At 63.0% G+C, this 15,650-nt stretch carries 15 protein-coding genes; 1 reads left to right on the top strand and 14 read right to left on the bottom strand.

The window, feature by feature from the left end:
- Positions 1-41: 41 nt before the first annotated feature.
- The 5 genes from ABD791_RS19630 to ABD791_RS19610 form a co-directional block, all read right to left on the bottom strand.
- Positions 42-1,328 carry a DUF4192 family protein gene (locus ABD791_RS19630; protein WP_345069573.1) on the bottom strand — a complete coding sequence of 429 codons (1,287 nt, stop codon included), beginning with the start codon at positions 1,326-1,328 and terminating at the stop codon, positions 42-44.
- A gap of 122 nt (positions 1,329-1,450) precedes the next feature.
- Complete coding sequence (locus ABD791_RS19625; RefSeq protein WP_345069572.1) at positions 1,451-3,427, bottom strand: ABC transporter ATP-binding protein; 1,977 nt, start codon at positions 3,425-3,427, stop codon at positions 1,451-1,453.
- Entirely contained in the window at positions 3,424-5,157 is a 1,734-nt protein-coding gene (locus tag ABD791_RS19620; RefSeq protein WP_345069571.1) for an ABC transporter ATP-binding protein, read from the bottom strand. Before ABD791_RS19620 ends, ABD791_RS19625 begins: the two co-directional genes overlap by 4 nt.
- A gap of 9 nt (positions 5,158-5,166) precedes the next feature.
- The gene (locus ABD791_RS19615) at positions 5,167-5,787 is read right to left on the bottom strand and encodes a TetR/AcrR family transcriptional regulator (protein WP_345069570.1); all 621 of its coding nucleotides are present in this window, start codon (positions 5,785-5,787) and stop codon (positions 5,167-5,169) included.
- Between the two features lie 106 nt (positions 5,788-5,893).
- On the bottom strand, positions 5,894-6,856 hold the full coding sequence (locus tag ABD791_RS19610) for an aldo/keto reductase (RefSeq protein WP_345069569.1): 963 nt from the start codon (positions 6,854-6,856) through the stop codon (positions 5,894-5,896).
- Between the two features lie 205 nt (positions 6,857-7,061).
- On the opposite strand from ABD791_RS19610, the gene ABD791_RS19605 reads away from it, so the two are divergent.
- Positions 7,062-7,655 (top strand): methylated-DNA--[protein]-cysteine S-methyltransferase, encoded by a 594-nt coding sequence (locus tag ABD791_RS19605; RefSeq protein ID WP_345069568.1) that lies wholly within the window; start codon positions 7,062-7,064, stop codon positions 7,653-7,655.
- A 122-nt stretch (positions 7,656-7,777) separates the two neighbouring features.
- Here ABD791_RS19605 and ABD791_RS19600 read toward each other — a convergent pair whose 3' ends face one another.
- The 9 genes from ABD791_RS19600 to atpB form a co-directional block, all read right to left on the bottom strand.
- Complete coding sequence (locus tag ABD791_RS19600) at positions 7,778-8,548, bottom strand: YaaA family protein (protein WP_345069567.1); 771 nt, start codon at positions 8,546-8,548, stop codon at positions 7,778-7,780.
- Positions 8,549-8,551: 3 nt separating this feature from the next.
- Positions 8,552-8,818: a F0F1 ATP synthase subunit epsilon gene (locus ABD791_RS19595; RefSeq protein ID WP_345069566.1), complete on the bottom strand. Its 267-nt coding sequence runs from the start codon at positions 8,816-8,818 to the stop codon at positions 8,552-8,554.
- A 2-nt stretch (positions 8,819-8,820) separates the two neighbouring features.
- The gene (atpD, locus tag ABD791_RS19590) at positions 8,821-10,284 is read right to left on the bottom strand and encodes a F0F1 ATP synthase subunit beta (RefSeq protein WP_345069565.1); all 1,464 of its coding nucleotides are present in this window, start codon (positions 10,282-10,284) and stop codon (positions 8,821-8,823) included.
- A 20-nt stretch (positions 10,285-10,304) separates the two neighbouring features.
- A complete protein-coding gene (locus tag ABD791_RS19585) occupies positions 10,305-11,207 on the bottom strand; it encodes a F0F1 ATP synthase subunit gamma (protein ID WP_345069564.1) in 903 nt (300 codons plus the stop codon).
- 110 nt (positions 11,208-11,317) lie between these two features.
- Positions 11,318-12,955: a F0F1 ATP synthase subunit alpha gene (gene atpA, locus ABD791_RS19580; RefSeq protein WP_345069563.1), complete on the bottom strand. Its 1,638-nt coding sequence runs from the start codon at positions 12,953-12,955 to the stop codon at positions 11,318-11,320.
- Positions 12,956-13,042: 87 nt separating this feature from the next.
- Entirely contained in the window at positions 13,043-13,840 is a 798-nt protein-coding gene (locus ABD791_RS19575) for a F0F1 ATP synthase subunit delta (protein ID WP_345069562.1), read from the bottom strand.
- 4 nt (positions 13,841-13,844) lie between these two features.
- Complete coding sequence (locus ABD791_RS19570) at positions 13,845-14,411, bottom strand: F0F1 ATP synthase subunit B (protein ID WP_345069783.1); 567 nt, start codon at positions 14,409-14,411, stop codon at positions 13,845-13,847.
- A 29-nt stretch (positions 14,412-14,440) separates the two neighbouring features.
- Complete coding sequence (gene atpE / locus ABD791_RS19565; RefSeq protein WP_345069561.1) at positions 14,441-14,683, bottom strand: ATP synthase F0 subunit C; 243 nt, start codon at positions 14,681-14,683, stop codon at positions 14,441-14,443.
- A 51-nt stretch (positions 14,684-14,734) separates the two neighbouring features.
- Entirely contained in the window at positions 14,735-15,553 is an 819-nt protein-coding gene (atpB, locus tag ABD791_RS19560) for a F0F1 ATP synthase subunit A (RefSeq protein WP_345069782.1), read from the bottom strand.
- Between the last annotated feature and the right edge of the window lie 97 nt (positions 15,554-15,650).

Genomic DNA, 15,650 nt, shown 5'->3' with positions numbered 1-15,650 from the left:
ATTCTCGGTAGCAACGGCGATTCTCGGCGTTTTTGTTGCCGTCAGCTGGTCGGAACGGCATAAGCCCACTCAGGCAGCCGGCCCGACCCGATGAGTGTGTTGAGAAGCAGCGCCATGCCGTACTCTCTGTCGATGGTCAGCGCTTGGTCGAGAAACATTCCAGCGACCGATCCCATCCCGAGCGACCACGACAGCCAGGCGAGCATGCAGAGCGGGGCCGGTCGCATCGCCCGCGGGGCCAGCGCGACGGCCGTCTTGAGAATCCCGATCGCGCGTTGCACCCGATCGGGATCCGGACGTTCGGAACGCAACCCGAGGATCAGGTCGCTCCCACATTCGGCGTACGCGTTGTCGAGCAACGCCTCATCTGGCGATCCATCCAGCGAGTCCGAACCTGAGCCGTCGGCCGGGGTCGCCGCCCGTCTGGCCCGCCTGGCCTCTTCTTCGGCACGCACAATCTCGTCGAGGCTCAGCCCAGTGGCTCGCTGCAGCAGCAGATAGCGCAGATTCGCCTCGCCAAGCACGACGCCGACATCGCGCCCGAAGGCACACTGCAGCATCATCTGATCGCGCTGGGCCGGCCCCTGTGTGAGAAACAGCAGTGCCGCGGCGTTCTGCGCCTCGAGCGCGTCGGGGTTCCAGCCCAGTGCCTCTTCAACGAGCGAGACCGGGTCGAGCACGTCGCCGTACAGCGTCATCAGCTCAAGCGCGGCCTCCTCGCTGTCGAGCGCTCGTTGGTAGCGCCGCAGCAGCCTGGCACATTTCTCCTTCGCCGGTTTGGTGACGATGGGCAACTCGGCGCCGCTCTGGAGAACGGCGAGCTGCCGCGCGCGCTCCGGTACCGCAGCGTGAACTCCAGACTGGGCGATCTCCGCGAGCGGATGTCCGCCGACCGCGGGTTCCACATACGAGCTCCAGGCGTCGGCGCCGACGCAGAGCGCGTCGCGCACCACGAATCCTGACGTGCGCGCGCGTTCGAGCACGACGCCGACGAATGAATCGTTGGGGAGTCGATCGAGCCGCGCAATACCTCGGTCCGTATAGACGACGAGCACCACGGCATCCGCGCCTGGGATCTTGCAGAGCATTCCGATGACCGTTGTCGCGATGCGTTTCTGCACCGCCCGAGTTTCGCCGGGCCTGGGCATGTCGAACCGCATCGCCCCGCAGCTGCGCGTGCCGCGAAAGGCGACGAGCACCATGCTCCGTTCGGGAAGGAACCCGAGAAGCTGGGGCACGATGGCGAGAAAATCACGCGGTTCGTGCGCCTTCACGATCGTTGTCGAGGAGGAGGAAGAGGCAGTGGAGTGAGCAGCGTTTTCTGACATGCCCCCACTGTGCCGAGCGGGGGCCGCCCCCGATCGGGAGAGGCCCCAGCCGGTGGAGAACTCCGACTCTCAGCGGCTGTGCATAACGTGAGCCTCAGCCACACCTCATCGATGCCTCTGCGTCACACCTCATCGATGACCGGCGCCGCGAACTGCGCGTTGTAGAGGTTGAAGTATGCCCCTTCGGCCGCGAGCAGCGCCGCGTGGTTGCCCTGCTCAACGATGCGGCCCGCCTCCATCACCAGAATCAGGTCGGCGTCGCGAATCGTCGACAGACGGTGGGCGATCACAAAGCTCGTGCGGTCGGCGCGCAGCGCACTCATCGCCTTCTGCACCAGCACCTCGGTGCGGGTGTCGACCGAGCTCGTTGCCTCATCGAGGATGAGCACGCTCGGCCGGGCCAGAAATGCCCGGGCGATCGTGAGCAGCTGCTTCTCGCCGGCGCTCACGTTTGCGCCTTCATCGTCGAGCACCGTGTCGTAGCCGTCCGGCAGTGAGTGCACGAACCGGTCAACGTAGGTGGCGCGGGCTGCCGCGAGAATCTGCTCTTCTGTCGCATCGGGCCGACCGTAGGCGATGTTGTCGCGAATGGTGCCGCCGAAGAGCCAGGTGTCTTGCAAGACCATGCCCATGCGGCCGCGCAGATCGTCACGTGTCATCCGGGAGACGTCGACCCCGTCGAGGGTGATCCGTCCGGAATCGATCTCGTAGAACCGCATCATCAGGTTGACCAACGTGGTCTTGCCCGCGCCGGTCGGGCCGACGATCGCCACCGTTTGCCCTGGCTCGGCGACCAGGCTGAGGTCTGCGATCAGCGGCTTGTCCTCCGAATAGCTGAACGAGACGTCTTCGAAGACGAGGCGCCCCGCGAGTTCCGTGGGGGTCTCTGGATCCTCGGGGTCGGGGCTCTGCTCATCGGCGTCGAGAAGCTCGAACACGCGCTCGGCGGATGCGACACCCGACTGCAGCAGGTTGGCCATCGACCCGAGCTGCGCGAGCGGCTGCGTGAACTGGCGGGAGTACTGGATGAAGGCCTGAATGTCTCCGAGCTGAAGCGCGCCGGAGGCAACCTGCAGACCGCCGACCACGGCAATCGCCACGTAGACGAGGTTTCCGATGAAGGTCATCGCCGGCATGATCATGCCGCTGATGAACTGGGCGCCGAAGCTTGCGTTGAAGAGCTCATCGTTCTTCTCGTGGAAGCGCGCCTCCACCTCGTGCTGGCGCCCGAACACCTTCACGAGCGCGTGCCCGGTGAATGTCTCCTCGATCTGACCATTCAAGGTGCCGGTGTGCTTCCACTGCGCGACGAACAGCTTCTGCGAGCGTTTGGCGATCAGCGCCGTCACGATCAGGGTGAGCGGAATCGTCACGAGCGCAATCGTGGCGAGCAGCGGCGAGATGATCAGCATCATCACCAGAACCCCGACGACGGTGAGAAGTGACGTCACGGCCTGACTCAACGTCTGCTGCATGGTCTGTGAGATGTTGTCGACGTCGTTGGTGACCCGGCTCAGCAGCTCACCGCGTTGCTTGCCGTCGAAGTAGCTCAGCGGGAGGCGATTGAGCTTCGCTTCAATGTCTTCCCGCAACCGAAACATCGTGCGCTGCACAACGCCGTTGAGCACATACGCCTGGAGCCAGCTGAAGACCGAGGCGAAGATGTAGAGAATCAGAACCCACATCAAGACATTCGACAGCGCAGCGAAGTCGATCCCCAGCCCGGGAGTCAACGTCATGCCGCTCAGCATGTCGGCTTCAGTCGTTTTGCCTTCTGCCTGCAGCCCGGCGATCACCTCGGCCTGCGTCGCACCGGAAGGCAACGACTTCGAGATCACGCCGGAGAAGATCAGGTTGGTTCCCTCGCCGAGAAGTTTGGGTCCGAGCACCGAGAACGTGACGCTGACCACCGCCAGGGCGAGCACCAGCCACAGCCACATCTGTTCCGGCCGGAGCGTGCCGAGCAGCCTCTTCGCGCTTGGCCCGAAGTTCAGTGATTTTTCGGCCGGCATCATCGCACCGCCGAATGGCCCACCGCCGCCAGGTCCCCGCCGAATCGGCGGGCGCGCCGGAGTGCGTTCTTCTGCTGACTCGCTCATGCTGCTTCCTCCGCCGTCAGCTGTGACGCCACGATTTCTTGGTAGGTTTCCGACGTTTCGAGGAGTTCGGTGTGCGTGCCGTGTCCGACGATCCGACCGTCTTCGAGAACCAGAATCTGGTCGGAATCGATGATGCTCGACACCCGCTGCGCGACGATGATCATCGTCGCTCCCGCGACGTTGGTCTTGAGAGCCAAGCGCAGCCGCGCATCCGTCGCCAGGTCAAGCGCGGAGAAGGAGTCGTCGAAGATGTAGATCGGGGCGCGCTTCACGAGCGCCCTCGCGATCGCGAGTCGCTGTCGCTGACCGCCTGAGACATTGGTGCCGCCCTGCGAGATGGGGGCGTCGAGGCCGCCGTCCATCTCGCTCACGAAGTCTGTCGCCTGGGCGATGGAAAGTGCCTGCCAGAGTTCCTCCTCTGTCGCATCGGGTCTGCCGTAGTGCAGATTGCTGCGTACCGTTCCCGAGAACAGGTATGGCTTCTGCGGAACCAGGCCGATGTAGCTCCAGAGCAGGTCCTGACTCATCTCCCTGATGTCGACGCCGTCAATGAGCACTGCTCCCGTCGACACGTCGAAGAGGCGTGGCAGGAGATTGACCAGTGTCGTCTTGCCCGACCCGGTGCTGCCGATGATGGCGGTGGTCTCGCCAGCCCGGGCGATCAAACTGATGTTGCTGAGCACCGGCTGCTCTGCACCCGGGTAGGAGAAGCCGACGTCGAGCATTTCCAGTTCACCGGCCCCGCTGGTTTCGGTGACCGGGTTGACTGCCGGCCTGACACTAGTCTCTGTGCCGAGCACCTCGCCGATCCGGTCGGCGCAGACCGCCGCCCGCGGGATCATCACGAACATGAACGTGGCCATCATGACCGCCATCAGAATCTGCATCAGGTAGCTGAGGAATGCGATCAGGGTGCCGACCTGCATCGAGCCGTCCTCGATCCGGAATGCACCGAACCAGATCACCGCGACGCTCGAAACGTTGAGCACGAGCATGACCACCGGAAACATCAACGCCATCAGGCGGCCGGCCTTCAGAGCGACCTCCGTGACATCCGCGTTCGCCTGGGTGAATCGCTCTGTCTCCACGTTCTCACGTACGAATGCACGCACCACACGGATGCCGGTCAGCTGTTCACGCAGCACCCGGTTGACGGTATCGATGCGCACCTGCATCTTGCGAAACTGGGGCACCATGCGCGTCACGATGAGGCTGACCGCGATCAGCAGGATCGGAACGCTGACCACAATCAGCCACGACAGCTGCAGGTCCTGCTGCATGGCCACGATGATTCCGCCGATGCAGAGGATGGGCGCAGCGACCACCAAGGTCGTCGTCATCAGCACGAGCATCTGCACTTGCTGCACATCGTTGGTCGACCGGGTGATCAGCGACGGCGCGCCGAAGCGGGTGACCTCCTGCTCGGAGAACTCCCCCACCCGGGTGAAAACCTCGCGGCGCAGATCGCGGCCGAGCGCCATTGCCACCTTCGCGCCGAAATAGACCGCGGTGATCGCGCAGGCGATCTGCAGCAGAGTGATGCCGAGCATCATCGCGCCCGTGCTCATGATGTAGTCGGTGTCGCCCGTGGCGACGCCGTTGTCGATAATGTCAGCGTTGAGCGTCGGCAAGTAGAGCGATGCGATCGACTGCGCGGTCTGAAAGACGACGACCGCGACGAGCAGCGGCCAGTAGGGCCGCAAATGGTGCACAAGCAATTTCCAGAGCACGTGATTCTCCTAGTTCGAGACGCGGTCGGCCGGTCGGCCGGCAATGCCATACAAAATGAGTGCGGCGATTTCGCCGTCGTCGAAGGATTGACCGTTTCGCATCTGCGGAACCGAGGCCGCCAAAGCGATCATGCGCACGATCTGGGCCGCACGTGCCGGGTCAACATTCAGCCGCGCGGCATCCCCGGCCAACGAACGCGAGATGATCTCGGCGAACTCGCGCCGACCGTCGTCGCTGTGCGGGGGCGGACCGGTGGCGCCGAGCGCGCTCATCAGGGTGAACACCGTCGTGAAGCGCTCGCGCATGAGAGTGACGATGGCGGTGATGCGTTCCTCAAGCGGAAGGTCAAGGTCGACCAGGCGCAGCTGCGCCCGGAACGGCTCTGGATCGAGGTGCCGGTCGATTGCCGCCCGAATGAGTTCGTCCTTGCTGCCGAACGCGCGAAAGATGGTGCCCTCAGCGATGCCGGCGCACTCGGCGATCTGCTTCGTTGTCACCGCGCGGCCGTGCTGCAACAGCAGAGGGGTGACCACATCGATGAGCATCGACTGCCGGTCTTCGACCGACAACGACGGCGCCCGCGCAGGCCTCTCCGTCGCACTCTTCTCTGTCGCGATCGTCTCAACCATGGGGCGAGCGTAATTGAGTGAGCGCTCACTCACAAGGAGTCTGTGTGGACGTTCAGATGCGACTCAGCGGATGGCGCGGTGCGCTCGCCTCTCGGGCGCAAACTGCTCAGGCGAACAGGTTCGAGATCCAGGCGACGTCGTCGGCGGTGGGTTTCCAGGCCGTTGCGGCCTCCGCGTTCTGCACGATCTGTTCCGGCTTCGTCGCGCCAGCGATCACGCTGGTCAGGCCGGGCTGGGCGAGCAGCCAGGCCAGCGTCGCGGCGAGCATGCTCACTCCGCGCTCGGCGCAGAATGCCTCATACTGCTCGATCAGGTCCCAGGGCGCTTCGTTGGCCAGATGAGGCCTGATGCGCATGATGCGGCTGTCGGCTGGCCCGCCGTTGCGGCTGAACTTGCCGGTGAAGAGTCCGTTGTAGAGCGGGAAGAAGGGCAAGAAGCCGAGCCCGTAGGCGTTCACGGCCGGCAGCACTTCGGCCTCAACACCGCGCACCAGCAGGCTGTATTCATTCTGAGACGAGATGAACTTCGGATGCCCATGCAGCGCGGCGGTGAACTCGGCCTCTGCAATCTGCCAGCCGGCGAGGTTGGAGTGGCCGATGTAACGAATCTTTCCCTCGGTGATCAAATCATCGAGTGTCGACAGCGTCTCTTCGATCGGGGTATTCGGGTCGGGCTGGTGCAACTGGTACAGATCGATCCAGTCGGTTTGTAGGCGGCGGAGTGAAGCTTCGACGGCGAGGCGGATGTAGCGGCGTGAGCCACGCGCGTTCCAGTCGGGGCCGTTCAGTCCGCCCATGTCCATGCCGAACTTCGACGCCAGCACAATGGTGTCGCGCTTGCCTTTCAACGCGTGACCCATCAGGGTCTCGCTGAGGCCGCGCTCAGCGCCGTAGATGTCAGCGGTGTCGAACAGGGTGACGCCCGTGTCAATCGCCGCATCGATGACGGCGCTCGTGCCGATCTGTCCCTCCGATGCTGTGCCAGTGCGCCCGAAGTTGTTGCAGCCGAGTCCGATCGTCGAAACGATCAGTCCTGAGTTGCCGAGCCTGCGATAGTCGATGTCAGCCATGCCTCCACCCTAAGCGTTGCCCGCTCGCCCGCCGAGTTTGACCTTTCCGGTCGAGGTACCCCGGTGTGCCGGGGTACCTCGACCGCATGTGTCAAACTCGGCGAAGTACGTGCGGGGTTCTCCACCGGAGAGGCAGGGCGTGAGTTCTCCACCGAACGTGTACACCGCCCTTTGTGGGCACCCCGCGCTAACTACCGTCAGCGGCATGACCACTCCACACATTTCACAGACCGCCCTCCCGCAGCACTACGCGCTTGCGCGCATGACAAGTCCCCTCGGCCGAATCGAACTCACCGCAGATGACGATCATCTTCTGTCGGTGAGGATCGGCTACGCCGACCAACTCCCGCTCGATGCGTTCGGCGAGCATCCTTCGCCGCTGCTTGACGCCGCAGTGCTTCAACTCACCGAGTACTTCGCCGGCACCCGCACCACGTTTGACCTCCCGTTGAGCCTCGATCACGGAACAGAGTTTCAGCAACGCGTCTGGTCGGCGCTGAAGGCCATTCCGTTCGGCACGGCGACCAGCTACGGCGCGGTCGCGCAGGCTGTCGGCCAGCCGGGCGCCGGTCGATCGGTGGGCGGCGCCATCGCAGCGAACCCGCTCCCCCTCTTCATCGGCTGTCACCGCGTGCTCTCGGTCTCTGGCGAGATCACGGGTTACAGCCAGGGCGCCGGAGTAGTCACCAAGGCGTGGCTCCTCACCCACGAGCGAATCCCGTTCGTGGTCGCACCGCCGCGCATCGAGACCGACCCGGTCGGGGCCATCCTCGATTTGATCGAAGTCGACGTGGTCTGAAGCGAACGGGTCGAGACGGCCTGATGAGGAGCGGCCCGGCCTGGAGCGGCCCGGCCTGGAGCGGCCCGTCCTGGAGCGGCCCGTCCTGGAGCGGCTTGGCCTAGACAAGCTGCCGACTCGATTCAGGCGCGCTTCGCCGCCACGATCTGCTCGACAACCAGCTCGAGTTCGCCTGGCGCACCGGGCTGCAACTGAAACCCCGCCGTCGGTGCCCAACTCAGCAGTTCGTCGACGGTCTCGAAGTTGCGCCGGCTCTTGAGCAGCGCGCGGGTGAACTCACCCTTTGACTTCTTATTGAAGTGGTTGAGCGCGCGTTTCTGGCCGTCGGCAGCCTCGGTGACGACACGCAGAAAGAACGATCCGGTGCGTTTCGGCACGGGACCCAGCGCCACGTAGGCCTCAGACCGCAGATCCAGCACGAGTCCGGAGGTCTCAGCGAGGGCTGCAGCGACGGATGCGCTCCAGTGCTTCTTCAAGGCCAGCGCCGGAAGTCGCGAGTCGTGAGAGAAACGATAGGCGGGCACGAGATCGAGCGCACCGATCGGACCGAAGAGTGCCGAATGCACGAGCACGTGCCGACCGGCGAACTCACGGTCTGCCGCGTCCAGGCTCTCCGCGTCGAGCGCGTCATAGAGAACCCCGGTGTACCGGTCGATCGCCGGCATTGTCGGCGACGACGCCAAAACCCTGTTGCGGTCGATCTCAGCCAGCTGCGTTCGACCCAGCTTGAGAGCGGCCACCGAGGCATCCGTGTCGTGGGCGAGAGCAACCAGCGCACGCACGAGCGTGCTGCGCTGGTCGGTCAGCGCCGGATAAGCGAAAGCGGCGACCCGCAATGGGCCGCCGCTTCCGCCGTCGCGCTTCGTTTCCGAAGGCGGAAGCAGTACCAGCACGTGTTAGACGAGCTCTGCCTTGCGGGCCACGATGGTGACCGTGTCGTTCTCAACAGAGAGGAACCCGTCATCGGCCGAAGCCGTGACCTTGGAACCGTTGGCGAGAGTCATACGAACCTCACCCTGAGCCAAGATCGCGAGCATCGGCTCGTGCCCGGCGAGAATACCGATCTCACCTTCGACGGTGCGAGCAACGACCATGGTCGCCTCGCCGGACCACACCTGGTGGTCCGCCGCGACAACGCTGACGTTCAGCGGGGCTGAAGCCATGGTTAGCGGTTCTCCTTCTGGATCTGAGCCCACTTCTCTTCGACGTCGTTGATGCCACCGACGTTGAAGAAGGCCTGCTCGGCCACGTGGTCGAAGTCGCCGTTGGCGATAGCCGTGAACGACTCGATGGTGTCCTTGAGCGGAACAGTCGAACCCTCAACACCGGTGAACTTCTTCGCCATGTAGGTGTTCTGCGAGAGGAACTGCTCGATGCGACGGGCACGCGAGACGGTGACCTTGTCTTCTTCAGAGAGCTCGTCAACACCGAGGATCGCGATGATCTCCTGGAGTTCCTTGTTCTTCTGGAGGATGGCCTTGACGCGCACAGCCGTGTTGTAGTGATCGGCACCCAAGTAGCGGGGGTCGAGGATGCGGCTGGTGGAGGTCAGCGGGTCGACGGCCGGGTAGAGGCCCTTCGAGGCGATCGCACGCGACAACTCGGTGGTGGCGTCGAGGTGGGCGAAGGTGGTCGCCGGAGCCGGGTCGGTGTAGTCGTCGGCCGGCACGTAGATCGCCTGCAGCGAGGTGATCGAGTGACCACGCGTCGAGGTGATGCGCTCCTGAAGAACACCCATCTCGTCGGCGAGGTTCGGCTGGTAACCCACGGCGGAAGGCATACGACCGAGAAGGGTCGACACCTCGGAACCGGCCTGGGTGAAGCGGAAGATGTTGTCGATGAAGAGCAGAACGTCCTGCTTCTCCACGTCGCGGAAGTACTCAGCCATGGTGAGGGCGGAGAGGGCGACGCGCAGACGCGTTCCCGGCGGCTCGTCCATCTGGCCGAAGACGAGGGCGGTCTTGTCGAAGACGCCTGCTTCTTCCATTTCGCGGATGAGGTCGTTACCTTCACGGGTACGCTCACCGACACCGGCGAACACCGACACACCACCGTGGTCCTGCGCAACGCGCTGGATCATTTCCTGGATCAGAACGGTCTTGCCGACACCGGCACCACCGAAGAGGCCGATCTTTCCACCCTGAACGTACGGGGTGAGAAGGTCGATGACCTTGATACCGGTCTCGAAGAGCTCAGTCTTCGACTCGAGCTGGTCGAATGCCGGGGGCTTGCGGTGGATGGGCCAGCGCTCGGTGATCTCGAGCTTCTCGCCGGGCTCGGCGTTGAGCACCTCGCCGATGACGTTGAAGACCTTGCCCTTTGTGACGTTTCCGACGGGAACCGTGATCGGTGAGCCGGTGTCCTGAACTTCCTGGCCACGGACCAAACCGTCGGTCGGGTTCAGTGCGATCGCACGAACGAGGTCATCACCGAGGTGCTGTGCAACCTCAAGCGTGATCACGGTCGAGGTCTCGCCGATGACGATGGTCGTCTTCAGCGCGTTGTAGATGCCCGGGATCGAGTCGTGGGGGAATTCGATGTCGACGACGGGGCCAGTCACGCGTGCGATACGGCCCACGGCACCAGCCGGCGCCACGGCCTGGACTGGCGCTGTTGCGGTGTCAGTCATTGCTCTCTCTTCTCTGGGGTTTAGTTCTTGGCGGATGAGAGCGCGTCGGCTCCACCCACGATCTCGGAAATCTGCTGCGTGATCTCAGACTGACGCGCGTTGTTAGCCAAGCGCGTGAAGTCAGTGATGAGCTTGTCTGCGTTGTCGCTTGCCGACTTCATTGCCTTCTGGCGGCTGGCGTGCTCTGAAGCAGACGACTGCAGCATGGCGTTGAACAAGCGGCTCTCGATGTACACCGGCAGGAGACCGTCAAGAACGGTCTCAACTTCGGGCTCGAACTCGTAGAGCGGGAGGATGGTGCTCTCCGAGGGCTCTTCGACTCCTTCGACAACCTCAAGGGGCAGCAGACGAACAACCTCTGGCACCTGAGTGACCATGCTGACGAAGCGGTTGTAAACGATGTGAATCTCGTCAACGCCACCGTCTTCGTAGTCGCGGAGGAAACTTTCGAGCAGTGCGTCGCCGATTTCCTTCGCGGTCTCGAACTGCGGCTGATCCGTTCCGCCGGTCCAGATTCGCTCTGAAGCGCGGTGACGGAAGCTGAAGTACGCGACTGCCTTGCGGCCAACAAGGAAGTACACGACATCCTTGCCCTGGCTGCGCAGCAGCTCGCTGAGCTCTTCAGACTCGCGCAGGACCTGCGAGCTGAATGCTCCGGCCAGACCACGGTCGGAGGCGAAGATCACAACGGCTGCGCGCTGGATCTTCTCCGGTTCGGTCGTCAGCACGTGCTCAACGTTCGAGTAGGTGGCAACCGCGGACACTGCACGAGTGATCGCACGCGAATACGGGGTGGACGCCGCGACTCGCGCCTGCGCCTTCTGAATGCGCGAGGCGGAGATCAGCTCCATGGCCCGAGTGATCTTCTTGGTCGTCTGGGCAGATTTGATCTTCTGCCGGTAGACCCGAAGTTGCGCTCCCATGTGTCTCTTTCTCTGGTGTTGGTTGTGTCTTTACAAGCGAAGCAACCGAGATCGGTTGCCAGTTCCGACCGGTTCGACCACCGCTGGGGCGTCGAACCGGTCGGAATCAGCTAGCGCTTCTGCTTGACGATCTTTTCCTGGTTGACGTCTTCGACTGCGATGGCGTCAAACTGCTCTTTGCCCACTGAGGCGAGCGGCTTGCCCTCGCCCGTCTGGAACTCGAGCTTGAACTTGTCGACCTCAGCCGTCAGCGTGGCAACGGTCTCATCGGAGAGAACGTTGGTCTCGCGCAGCGTGGTCAGAACGCTCGTGTTGCGGGCCAGGTGGTCAAGCAGCTCGCGCTCGAAGCGCAGGATGTCTTCAACCGGAACCTCGTCGAGCTTGCCGTTGGTGCCTGCCCAGATCGAAACGACCTGGTCTTCAACCGGGAACGGCGAGTACTGCGGCTGCTTGAGCAGCTCGGTGAGGCGTGCTCCACGGGCGAGCTGACGGCGGCTGGCCGCGTCGAGGTCTGACGCGAACATGGCGAAAGCTTCGAGCGAGCGGTACTGGGCCAGCTCGAGCTTCAGCGTTCCGGAAACCTTCTTGATGGACTTCACCTGAGCGTCGCCACCAACACGCGAGACCGAGATGCCCACGTCGACAGCGGGACGCTGGTTGGCGTTGAACAGGTCGGACTGCAGGAAGATCTGGCCGTCGGTGATCGAGATCACGTTGGTCGGGATGTAGGCAGACACGTCGTTCGCCTTGGTCTCGATGATCGGAAGACCGGTCATCGAGCCGGCGCCCAGCTCGTCGGAGAGCTTGGCACAACGCTCGAGCAGACGGGAGTGCAGGTAGAACACGTCACCCGGGTATGCCTCGCGTCCCGGCGGACGACGCAGCAGCAGCGAGACAGCGCGGTAGGCCTCTGCCTGCTTGGACAGGTCATCGAAGACGATGAGAACGTGCTTGCCGGCGTACATCCAGTGCTGGCCGATGGCCGAGCCGGTGTAGGGGGCGAGGTACTTGAAGCCGGCCGGGTCTGAAGCGGGGGCGGCGACGATGGTGGTGTACTCCATCGCTCCGGCGTCTTCGAGGGCACCCTTCACCGAAGCGATGGTGGAGCCCTTCTGGCCGATGGCGACGTAGATGCAGCGAACCTGCTTGTTGGTGTCGCCGGACTCCCAGTTGGCCTTCTGGTTGATGATCGTGTCGATCGCGATGGCCGTCTTACCGGTCTGGCGGTCGCCGATGATCAGCTGACGCTGGCCACGGCCGATCGGGATCATGGCGTCGATGGCCTTGATACCGGTCTGCATGGGCTCGTGAACGCTCTTGCGCTGCATGACGCCGGGCGCCTGCAGTTCGAGTGCGCGGCGGCCTTCGGTGGCGATCTCGCCGAGACCGTCAATCGGGGCACCCAGCGGGTCGACGACGCGGCCGAGGTAGCCGTCGCCGACGGGAACGGAGAGAACTTCACCGGTACGGTGAACTTCCATGCCTTCGACGATGCCGGTGAACTCACCGAGAACAACAACACCGATCTCGTCTTCGTCGAGGTTCTGAGCGAGGCCCAGGGTTCCGTCGGAGAACTTGATCAGTTCGTTGGCCATGACGCCGGGGAGACCCTCGACGTGAGCGATTCCATCACCGGCGGTGGTGACGTAACCGACCTCGGTGGTCGCGGTCTTGTTTGGCTCATAGGACTTAACGAAGTCCTGGAGAGCGCCGCGGATCTCATCCGGGCTGATCGTGAGTTCTGCCATCATCTTCCCTTTTCTGTACTGGGTGTACAGTTCTGTCTTTTCGAAACGCTGCCGTTTCGAGGTTCATGAGTTCTGGCTGGTGTGAGGTCAGCCAGCAAGCTGGAGTCGCAGGTCAGCAATTCGGGTTGCGATGCTGCCATCAATGACGTCATCCCCGATCTGCACCCGCAGGCCGCCGACGACACTGGTGTCGACGATCTGATTGAGCGTCAAGGCGCGGCCATAGCGGTCGGCCAAGCTCTTCTTCAACCGGTCGATCTGGGCGGGTGCGAGTGCATTCGCCGAGATGACAGTTGCAATCGTGGTTCCAGCCTGGTCGGCGACGACGGTGGCAGCGTGCCGAAGCAGCTCACCGATCCGACGGCCGCGCGGCTGCTGCACGAGGTGACGCACGATGACGAGCGTCTGCGGAGAGACTTTGTTGGCCAGAAGGGCCTGAACCAGACCGGCCTTTGCCTCGGGGAGTCCGAGCTTGCTGGCCAGGGCCAGCTCGAGCTCGGAGTCGGAGGAAACCGTCGTGCCGAAAGCGAAGAGCTCGCCTTCGATCGATCCGTCTCCGGCACCGGAGCGGGCAGTTGCCCGCAGTCCGAGTTCTTCGATCCCGGCGAGCACGTCGCCGTGGCTCGACCAGCGCTCAGCGGAGACGGCCTTCAGCAGCTCCAAGGCGGCAGGCGTCACGGCTGTACCGAACACGCGCGAGACGAGTGCCTGCTTGGCCGAGACATCCGCCGACGGGTCGGCCAGTGCGGAGAGCAGCTGCGACGAGCTGCCAATCACACGGCCGGCGTCGAGGAGGCTTTCGCCCGTCGCCAGATCAATGGTTGCGTCGAGGGCAGCAAGTGCTGCCCGCGACGAAGCCAGTGCTTCTCTGGTGGCGCTTCCCATGTTGTTACTTCTTTCCGGCTACGGAAGCCGAGGACTCCGAGGCTTCGAGGTCAGCCAGGAACCGGTCAACGATGGCGCTAGCCTTCGCATCGTCGGTCAGGCTCTCGCCGATAACACCGGAGGCAAGGTCGATGGCCAGGGTTCCGACCTCGCTGCGCAGCGACACGACGGCCGACTGACGCTCAGCTTCGATCTGTGCCTTAGCCGTCGCGGTAACGCGCGCGGCCTCAGCCAGTGCCTGGTCCTTGTGCTCAGCGACAATCTTGGCTCCGTCGGTGCGAGCCTGGTCGCGGATCGCTCCGGCTTCGGCACGCGCGTCAGCGAGCTGAGCCGTGTACTGCTCGAGAGCAGCCTCGGCCTTGCGCTGGGCGTCATCAGCCTTGGCGATGTTGCCTTCGATGGCCTCTGCACGGTCATCGAGAAGCTTCTGCATCTTCGGAAGAAAGAGCTTCCAGAAGAAGAACAAAATCACGACAAAGCAGACTGCCGACCAGATCATGTCGTAGACCGCAGGGATGAGCGGGTTGATCTGCTCACCCTCGGCGGCTGCTGCTATTACTGCGTGAAGCATCATGCCTCCTAACTAGAGAGAAAAGAGGATTACTGGCCGGTGGTGAAGATGAAGTATGTTGCGATACCGATGAAGGCCAGCGCCTCGGTGAAGGCGATACCGATGTACATCAGAACCTGCAGACGACCGGCGAGTTCGGGCTGACGAGCAACACCCTCGATGGTCTTGCCGACGACGATACCAACGCCGATTGCCGGGCCGATTGCGGCGAGGCCGTAGCCAACGGTCGCGATGTTTCCTGAGAGTGCCGCGAGAACGGTTGTTGCGTCCACGTGTGATTCCTTCCGTGATGAGCGAAATTCGGCGAGTGCCGGATTCGTTGTTTAGTGTTCCTCAGCCAGCGCAAGCTGGATGTAGACAGCGGTGAGCAGGGCGAAAATATAAGCCTGAAGGACCGCGATCAGCACCTCGAAGAGGGTGAACGCGAAGCCGAACACGAGGGTTCCCACTCCGAAGAGCTTGAACCCGCCGTCTGTCGCGAAGAAGAAGAACTGGGTTGCTGCGAAGAAGAGCACCAACAGCAGGTGGCCGACGACCATGTTCATCAAGAGTCGCAGCGTCAGAGTGATCGGCCGGATGATGAAGGTCGAGATGAACTCGATCGGCGTCACGATGATGTACAGGGCCGGCGGAACTCCGGGTGGGAACAGTGAGTTGCGGAGGAACGTGCCCGGATGCTTCTTGAGTCCGGCGTAGATGAACGTCACGTAGGAGATAACCGCCAGAACAAGCGGAACACCGATGACTGACGTTCCCGCGATGTTCAAGCCGGGGATGACGCCTGTCAGGTTCATGAACAGAACCATGAAAAACATCGTGGTGATCAGCGGCAGGAATCGCTTGCCGTCTTTCTTGCCGAGGATGTCCTCAGCAATGTTGACGCGTGCGAAGTCCAAGCCCATCTCGGCCAGGCTCTGCATCCGGGTGGGGATGATCTTCATACGGCGCGTGCCGATCCAGAAAACCAGAATCAGAACAGCAACCGCGAGAAAACGAATCAGAATGATTCGGTTCATCTCGAAGGGGGTGTCGGCGAAGAAAATTACTTCGGGGAAGAATTCGTTGATCGTAGGACCATGAAAGCCACCGTCGTCGTTGGCGAGCGGGACCAGCAGGTTTACAGCGTTCTCTAGCAGCGCTATCTCCTGTTTCGGGGCGGAGCACGAGGCTCACGCGACGACGAATGGGGGCCGGTTTTGACCGCAGTGAAGCAGCTGTCAACCGGGGGGGATCTCTACA

The organism is Glaciibacter kafniensis (assembly GCF_039538945.1).
GTDB lineage: Bacteria > Actinomycetota > Actinomycetes > Actinomycetales > Microbacteriaceae > Cryobacterium > Cryobacterium kafniensis.
This window is presented reverse-complemented; position numbering and strand designations above follow the sequence as displayed.

What these genes read in the sequence shown, in the direction of transcription:
- ABD791_RS19630 (WP_345069573.1), bottom strand. Translation starts at nt 1,328, where the DNA reads ATGTCAGAAAACGCTGCTCACTCCACTGCCTCTTCCTCCTCCTCGACA.
- ABD791_RS19625 (WP_345069572.1), bottom strand. Translation starts at nt 3,427, where the DNA reads ATGAGCGAGTCAGCAGAAGAACGCACTCCGGCGCGCCCGCCGATTCGG.
- ABD791_RS19615 (WP_345069570.1), bottom strand. Translation starts at nt 5,787, where the DNA reads ATGGTTGAGACGATCGCGACAGAGAAGAGTGCGACGGAGAGGCCTGCG.
- ABD791_RS19610 (WP_345069569.1), bottom strand. Translation starts at nt 6,856, where the DNA reads ATGGCTGACATCGACTATCGCAGGCTCGGCAACTCAGGACTGATCGTT.
- ABD791_RS19605 (WP_345069568.1), top strand. Translation starts at nt 7,062, where the DNA reads ATGACCACTCCACACATTTCACAGACCGCCCTCCCGCAGCACTACGCG.
- ABD791_RS19595 (WP_345069566.1), bottom strand. Translation starts at nt 8,818, where the DNA reads ATGGCTTCAGCCCCGCTGAACGTCAGCGTTGTCGCGGCGGACCACCAG.
- atpD (WP_345069565.1), bottom strand. Translation starts at nt 10,284, where the DNA reads ATGACTGACACCGCAACAGCGCCAGTCCAGGCCGTGGCGCCGGCTGGT.
- ABD791_RS19585 (WP_345069564.1), bottom strand. Translation starts at nt 11,207, where the DNA reads ATGGGAGCGCAACTTCGGGTCTACCGGCAGAAGATCAAATCTGCCCAG.
- atpA (WP_345069563.1), bottom strand. Translation starts at nt 12,955, where the DNA reads ATGGCAGAACTCACGATCAGCCCGGATGAGATCCGCGGCGCTCTCCAG.
- ABD791_RS19575 (WP_345069562.1), bottom strand. Translation starts at nt 13,840, where the DNA reads ATGGGAAGCGCCACCAGAGAAGCACTGGCTTCGTCGCGGGCAGCACTT.
- ABD791_RS19570 (WP_345069783.1), bottom strand. Translation starts at nt 14,411, where the DNA reads ATGCTTCACGCAGTAATAGCAGCAGCCGCCGAGGGTGAGCAGATCAAC.